This is a genomic window from Marinimicrobium sp. (assembly GCF_002695945.1).
GTDB lineage: Bacteria > Pseudomonadota > Gammaproteobacteria > Pseudomonadales > Cellvibrionaceae > Marinimicrobium > Marinimicrobium koreense.
In genome coordinates this window covers 300,817-308,731 of sequence record NZ_NZQP01000021.1, presented here as the reverse complement: position 1 = coordinate 308,731, position 7,915 = coordinate 300,817, and the positions used below count along the sequence as shown (strand labels likewise).

The window sequence follows — 7,915 nt, the reverse complement described above, 5'->3', positions numbered from 1 at the left end:
AGTTGGTCGGCTTGGTCCCGTCGTAAGTAATGCCATCGAGGAAATCATCCTGCGGGGGCTTGAAGCCGGACTCGTTGGCAAAGTCGGGGAACTCGTCGGCGACCGCATAATCCTCTGCAATAAGCGCTTGGGCTGCCTGCGCATAAATGTCCGGGCGATAGACCTTTCGGGCTATGTCGAAGTACCACGCATCTGGTTTGGATTCGCTGATCTGGCCCCAGCGGCGCATCTGCGTGAGGTACCAGATGGCGTCCGAGTAATAAGGATAGGTCGCGTTGTGGCGGAAAAATACATTGAAATCCGGAACCTCTCGGGTATCACCTTTTTCATACTCGAACGTGCCGGTCATGGAATTGGCAATCACTTCATAGTCGGCACCGACGTAGTAGGGCTGAGAAAGAATTTTCGAGGCTTCCTCCCGGTTGGCGTTATCGTCTGCATCCAACCATTTGGCCGCCCGAATCAGCGCCTTGGTCAGGCGAATGGTGGTGTTGGGGTACTTTTCGGAGAACTCCCTGGTTATCCCAAATACCTTTTCGGGATTGTTTTTCCAGATTTCGTAATCCGTGATGACGGGTACACCGATGCCTTTGAAAACCGCCTGTTGATTCCAGGGTTCACCGACGCAGTAGCCGTGGATAGTGCCTGCTTCAAGCGTCGAAGGCATCTGGGGTGGCGGCGTTACACTCAAAAAGGCATCGGCCTGTTTCTGGCCTGACGTGTCGCCTTTGTGGGGAGCGTAGAACCCCGGATGTATACCGCCGGCGGCGAGCCAGTAGCGGAGTTCATAGTTGTGTGTGGAAACGGGAAACACCATTCCCATTTTGAAGCTTTCACCTTTTTTGGCCATTGATTCAATGACCGGCTTCAGGACATCGGCATGGATCGGATGTTGTATTTTTCGGTCCTCGCCGGTTGGTAGATGAGGTTTTATCGCCTCCCAAACCTGATTGGAAACGGTAATGCCATTGCCGTTCAGGTCCATGGAAAAGGGGGTGATGATATCGGCTTTGGTGCCGTAGCCAATGGTGGCCGCCAGTGGTTGGCCGGCCAGCATGTGAGCGCCGTCCAACTGCCCGTCGATCACCCCGTCCAATAACACTTTCCAGTTCGCCTGAGCTTCCAGCTCGACGAAAAGGCCTTCATCCTCGAAGTAGCCTTTTTCCAGTGCAATGGCCAAAGGGGCCATGTCGGTCAGCTTGATGAAGCCAAACCGCAGGTCTGCTTTCTCGGGTGGCCCAACGGCCAATGTGGAGTGGCTCATTAAAGCAATCAATGAAAATCCCAACCGTTTTGAGATCTGACAAAAGCAGGATGATAGAGGGCGTCGCAATGAGCGACGCAAAGAGCGAAGCGCGTCAAGAAAGGTGTTCATTGTTGACTCCTGAAAAGTGAAAAACACGGATGACGGAACTGATCGTCATGTGTCGCTGACTGTTCGACAGGAACAATCAGATGGCTTGGCTCACGATCGCAAACTAAAGGGACAAGTGAATGTCGGGTGCACGAGCTGGTGTATTCAAAAGCTGTGCCAACGAAACGACGACTGAGCAGATCCAGGAAATTTCCCGTAAATGAGGGGAGGATTGGCCGATTTGCACAGCGGTGGACCGAAAAACAGAGAGGTGCTTCATCGTGGGTCAGGATAATCCAGCTGTGTTTGCCTCAAGCGCGGGCATGACGACAGAAAGAGTGCGCCAAGTTGGTACGGTGGACGGGGTTTGAGGTGCGCGAGAATGAGGAAAGCAGGACTATCCAGCTGACTCTGGGATGCGGGGCCTGATACGATGAGTCAGGAGTAAAGTCTTAATTCGCCCTAAGATCATATAGTAATACAATAACGTATGAGTACATTCTCTTATTTATATATGCTTAAATATTTGCGCTTTGGTCATGGCGGAACTAATCTGAAGAAGACCTTATCAAGACCTCATAACGGATTGTTTCGTCTAAGCAATTGGTTGTTGACAAGGTATGGGCGGGAGTGTAATAGTCTAGAAGACTAATATTTATGGTCACTATAACCCTAATGTGGGTTTAGGCGGCACATAGAGGATAATCTAAGCGTCAGTGGATCTGCTAAGTTATAAAAATTAGCACACTTATTCCAGGTGGCAATTAGGTGCCTGTGTCGTGTGAGCGGACGCCGAATTGGGTTTGCGGTGATCGGTTTTCGGAGAGTGAGAGCGTCTGGATGCCGAAGCAGGAAATGACAACAACAGTAAGGGACTCTGCCCCTGGCTCAGCGGTGGTGATCAACCAAAACCGTACAACAGCTATTTACGGATTGCTGGTAAATGATTTGCGGTACTTCGTGTGCCGACAATAATAACCTGGTCTCAGTAAGGAGAGTTCCATGAATCCCAATCGTAAGAGTTTTCAAAAGCGCCTGATCGCCTCAGTCGTGGCCTCATCGGCCCTGGCTGGCTTCAGCGGTGGTGCATTAGCGCAGCAGGGCGAGCCCATGCTGGAAGAGGTGGTGGTCACCGGTATCCGCGGCTCCCTGGAGCAGGCGATGGACATCAAGCGCGATGCCACTGGTGTCGTTGATGCCATTTCTGCGGAAGACATCGGTAAATTCCCCGATACTAACCTGGCTGAATCCCTGCAGCGCATTACCGGCGTCTCCATTGACCGTCGCAACGGCGAGGGTTCCTCGGTTACCATCCGTGGTTTCGGTGGCGACAACAACATGGTGACCCTGAATGGTCGTCAGCTTCCCGCAGCCAGCACCTTCGGTGGTGGTAGTGGTGCCAGTGGTACCCGTGGTGGTGGCACCCGCGCATTTGACTTTGCCAACCTGGCTTCGGAAAGCGTTTCCGGACTGGAAGTGTACAAGACAGGCCGTGCCAGTATTGCGACCGGTGGTATCGGCGGTACCATCAACATCAAGACCGCCCGTCCTCTGGATCGCGGAACCGAGGGTAGCGTCGGCTTTAAAGCCGTTCATGACACTACCACCCTGACCGGTGATGACCTGACTCCGGAAGTCTCCGGTATTTTCAGCTGGACCGATGACTCTGACACCTTTGGTGTGAGCCTGGCCGCCAGCTTTCAGGAACGCGATTCCGGAGCCGCCGGCGCCACCTCCAACGACTGGAATATTGGGCGCTGGGGCGAGGACGAACTCTATTCGTTCACCGATGATGCGGTGATTGAAAATGCCCCTGAAGAGGGCCAACTCTACGGCCGTCCCAACGACGTTCGTTACTCTGTATCCGATCGTCATCGTGAGCGTACCAACGCCATGTTGACCCTGCAGTTCCAGCCCCAGGACAACCTCACCCTGACCGGTGATCTGGTGTATGCTGAGAACTATCTTACTGAGCATCGTGGCGAGCAGACCTTCTGGTATGCCAACGGCAACACCGTTGATCGCCTGGTGTTTGACGACTCTGCGGTTGCTACGCCAGCGATTTACTCTGAAACCTTGGCCAACAAGGATAACGGCTACGAGCAGCAATGGCGTGAACAGCGCGACGAGCTGACCTCTATTGGCTTCAACGCCGAGTGGCAGGTCAACGACCGCTTGAGCTTCAACTTCGACGTCCATGACTCCACCATGGAAAGCCTGCCGGATGGCCCGGGTAATGCAGGCTCTATCGACGTGAGTGTAGCCAACCCGACCCAGACCTCGCAGGTGACTGATTGGGACCGCGATCTGCCGTTGACTCAGGCGACTTATGAAAATGGCTTCAGTCTGGATGACTTCGGCTCCCAGGTTGCTCGGATCTGGTACGCCGGTCAGACCACTGATGTGACCCAAGTGCAGCTGGATGGCGCCTTCGAGTTTGACGATGGCCGTTTCGATTTCGGTGTCGAAAGTCGCACTGTGGAAATGGAGCAGCAGAACTCGGATCGCTACATGGCATTGGGTGACTGGGGTGTAGCCAACCCGGGTGAAATTCCCGATGGCTTGCTGCAAGAGTTCAGCCTGTTGGGACAGTTCGACGATTATCCCACTAGCGGTGGCTTCCAGGGCGGTGCCCGCGGCAACCCGGTAGCCCTGGCTGAGTGGGCTGTTAGCGAATACGGTACGGCTGAAAACGGTTATGCAGTGGCTTATAACCCGAACTTCTCCAATAACAATCTGATTGAAGAAGACATTAACGCACTTTTCGCCCAGGTTACTATTCAGGGCGAGCTCGGTGGCATGGAAACCAACTTGGTGACCGGTTTCCGCTATGAAACTACCGATGTGACTTCCACGTCCTTCACTCAGATTCCGGCCTACCGGGTGTGGCAAGACAACAACGACTTCCAGACTGTCTACAGCGATACCACCGAAGCGTTTACCGTCAAGTCTGACTACGACAACCTGCTGCCCAGCCTGGATTTCGATATTCTGCTGGCAGAGGACGTCAAAGCTCGCTTCTCTTATAGCAAAACCATCGCTCGCGCCGGTTACGGCCAGTTAGCAGCATCCGTGGGTGGCTTTGGCAACGTGGGTTCTACCTATCTTGGCTCGACTCCGACCGCCAACGCGACCAACCCGGCTCTGAAACCGCTGGAATCAGACAACCTGGATTTGTCAGTTGAATGGTACTACGACGACTCCAGCTATGTATCAGCGGGCTTCTTTGAGAAGCGAGTCAGTAACTTTATTGGTACTGACCAGATTCCGGAAAGCCACTTCGGTCTGCGTGATGTCACCAACGGTCCTCGCGTAGAAGAAGCGGCACAGGCGCTCTCTGATGGTGGCTATGACATCAACGATACCTCTCTGTTTGTCATGACCGCCGTGCTGGATAATCCGGATGCTTTCCCGAATGGGGCGGCGGATTATACAGACGACGCAGACTTCGCAGTGGACGTGGCGACAGAGTACGACCTGATCCCCAACTCCGAAGATCCGTTGATGATCTTCAACACCGCAACGCCAGTCAACAATCGTGAAGCCAAGCTCTACGGTAGCGAACTCGCCGCGCAGCATTTCTTTGGCGATACCGGTTTCGGTGTTCAGGCCAACTACACGATAGTGCGGGGCGACGTAGCGTTTAATGATCTGGGCGATCCTTCGGAAGCACAGTTCGCGCTACTGGGCCTGAGTGATACCGCTAACCTCGTTGGTATCTATGAGAACTACGGTTTCACCGTGCGTCTGGCCTACAACTGGCGTGACAAGTTCCTCAACGAAACCAACCGTGGTAACTCACGGAACCCGGTTTACGTTGAGGAGTACTCTCAGCTTGATCTGAACGTTGCATATAATGTGACGGACGATCTGAGTGTGTTCTTCGAGGGCATCAATTTGACCGAAGAGAACATCCGTCAGCATGGTCGCTCTGAGAACCAGCTTTGGGATCTTCAAGATCAGGGCGCTCGTTACCAGATCGGTGCTCGCTACGCCTTCTAAAGGTTGCGTGAAAACTTGGGCCAACCTTCCGGCTTGGTCCCTGGTAAGAAGAAGGTCGCTGCTTGCAGCGGCCTTTTTTTTGCCAATGAGTTTCTCTAAAAACCGTGGTATGGTTTCTATAAAATGAACCTGTTTTACAGGAGAACACCGTGAACAAGCCTGTACGCAAAGTGGTAATCGCAGGTGGTGGCACTGCTGGCTGGGTCTGCGCGGCGGCATTGTCGTCGCAGCTTGGCGACTTGCTCAATATTGTGCTGGTCGAATCCGAGGACATTGGTACCGTTGGTGTCGGTGAAGCCAGTATCCCGCCCATGCGCAACTTTCATCGACTGATTGGTGTAGATGAGCAACAGTTTATGGCGGCCACAGGCGCCACATTCAAATTGGGTATCGCCTTTGAGAACTGGGCCCGGGACGGTGACCGCTATATTCACTCTTTCGGAAAGACCGGTAAAGAAACCTGGATGGCTGACTTCCAGCATTTCTGGCTACGTGCCAGGGAACAAGGTTTCGGGGGAGAATTCGGGGAGTACTGCGTGGAACATGAGGCGGCTCGGGAGGGAAAATTTGCCGCCTCGTCAAACGGCAGCCTGAACTACGCCTATCACCTGGATGCGACCCGATACGCCGCCTTTTTGCGAACCAAGAGTGAAAGCGAGGGTGTTACGCGAATCGAGGGCAAGATTCAGCAGGTGCACCTGAACCCTGATTCAGGCTATATCGAGTCGCTGGAAATGGCGTCCGGAGAATCGGTGGATGCAGATCTGTTCATTGACTGCACCGGGTTTCGGGGATTACTCATTGAGGAAGCTCTGCACACGGGGTATGAGGACTGGAGCCATTGGTTGCCTTGCGACAGCGCCTTGGCGGTACAGACAGAGTCCGTCGGCCCACCACCACCCTACACTCTGTCCAGTGCTCACGACAGTGGTTGGCGGTGGCGTATTCCACTCCAGCATCGGGTGGGGAATGGCCTGGTGTACTGCAGCCGGTATTCAAGCGATGAGGCCGCGCGGGATCGGCTCTTATCCAGTATCGAGGGGAAGCCACTGACTGAACCACGCCTGATCCGGTTTCGTACTGGACGGCGACGTCAGACCTGGAACAAAAACTGTGTGGCCGTGGGGCTGTCCAGCGGTTTTGTTGAGCCGTTGGAGTCGACGTCAATCCACCTGATCATGATCAGCATGACACGGTTGATTCAGCTTTTTCCTTTTGACGGTATTACGCCTTCATTGGTGAGCCATTACAACCGGATTGCAAAAGACGAGCTGGAAAAGATCCGAGACTTTATCATTCTTCACTATCACGCCACGGAACGGTCTGACAGCCCATTTTGGCGCCACTGCAGTAACATGAGCATTCCGGAGTCACTGCAGGAGCGCATCGCCCTATTTCGGGAGCAAGGGCATGCCTACCAGGCACCGAACGAACTGTTCCGCCTTGATTCCTGGGTGCAGGTCATGTTGGGGCAACGAATCAATCCAGAGCGCTACCACCCGATTGTCCGTGCTATGGGTGACGAGCGACTGAAAAAAACGTTGGACGATTTCAGGCGACAGGTGAGTTTGGGGGTAGAGAAGCTCCCCCCGCACGGAGCATTTGTTGAGGAGTATTGTCGTGAGCGTTGATCGTGTATGGGCCCCATCGCCTGAAAGGTCGATTCGGATCGAACATGTCGGGGAAGAGCGCACACCGGTAATGATCATAGACCAATTGGTGGAGCAGCCAGAGCGGCTGCGTGAAGAGGCGAGTCATTTGAACTTTACAACCCAGTCGCGCTTCTTCCCCGGCATTCGGGCGCCTGTTTCTCTTTCTTACCAGCGCTTCGTGCTGGAGAGCCTTCAGGGGGCCATGGCGGATGCCTTTGGCCTGTCTGGCCGGACGCTCAAATTTACCATGTGCCAGTATTCATTGGTCACGACTCCGCCGGAGCAGCTGTCGCTGTTGCAGCGTATTCCCCATTTTGACTCTCTGGAACCGGAAGGCCTGGCAGCCATCCACTACCTGTTTCGATCCGGATACGGTGGCACGGCGTTCTATCGACATCGAAAAACCGGTTTTGAGCGGCTCACGGAAGAGAGGAAAGTGGCCTACCTTCGGTCATTAGAGTCGGAGAATGATGGACCCAATATGCCCGGCCGTGGCTACATTAATGGATCTACGCCGTTGTTCGAAGAAATCGATCGCGTTGAAGGTGTTTTCAATCGGATGGTGGTTTATCCCCGCAATATCCTTCATTCGGGGTGCATCGAAGCCGACTTTCATCCGGATCCTGACCCGCTTACCGGCCGTTTATCAATTAACAGCTTTATTGATGTAGCCGGTTAGTATCAAAGCGCTTCCACTTTCTCTTTACCGCACCGAGTGCACCTCAGCTGGGTCACCAACTTCCCCTGCTTGACATCAAACTTCCGCTCGGTGACCACCTTCCACTTATGAAAGCCACTGCGGCACAAGGTTTTACCCTTGTGCTTTTCTTTGGCGCTGGGCCGTTTGAAGGCTATGACGTTGTCGCTCACAGTTCGGTCTCCTGGTCGGTTCCGGGATTGTGAGCGA

General features: G+C 53.9%; 5 protein-coding genes. 3 read left to right on the top strand and 2 right to left on the bottom strand.

The genetic code is table 11. The annotated features are described in order from the left end of the window. The coding region (locus CMG77_RS05325) for a CmpA/NrtA family ABC transporter substrate-binding protein (RefSeq protein ID WP_286903727.1) at positions 1–1,264 on the bottom strand (1,264 nt) is incomplete at its 3' end. A gap of 1,092 nt (positions 1,265–2,356) precedes the next feature. On the opposite strand from CMG77_RS05325, the gene CMG77_RS05320 reads away from it, so the two are divergent. From CMG77_RS05320 to CMG77_RS05310, 3 genes are all read left to right on the top strand, one after another. Then, positions 2,357–5,356, top strand: coding sequence for a TonB-dependent receptor (locus tag CMG77_RS05320; RefSeq protein WP_265366323.1), 3,000 nt, complete (start codon positions 2,357–2,359; stop codon positions 5,354–5,356). A 149-nt stretch (positions 5,357–5,505) separates the two neighbouring features. Beyond that, positions 5,506–6,987, top strand: coding sequence for a tryptophan halogenase family protein (locus CMG77_RS05315; protein WP_286903720.1), 1,482 nt, complete (start codon positions 5,506–5,508; stop codon positions 6,985–6,987). Further along, entirely contained in the window at positions 6,977–7,687 is a 711-nt protein-coding gene (locus CMG77_RS05310; RefSeq protein WP_286903719.1) for a DUF6445 family protein, read from the top strand. Before CMG77_RS05315 ends, CMG77_RS05310 begins: the two co-directional genes overlap by 11 nt. 2 nt (positions 7,688–7,689) lie before the next feature. Here CMG77_RS05310 and CMG77_RS05305 read toward each other — a convergent pair whose 3' ends face one another. Next, positions 7,690–7,878 (bottom strand): hypothetical protein, encoded by a 189-nt coding sequence (locus tag CMG77_RS05305; RefSeq protein ID WP_286903718.1) that lies wholly within the window; start codon positions 7,876–7,878, stop codon positions 7,690–7,692. Between the last annotated feature and the right edge of the window lie 37 nt (positions 7,879–7,915).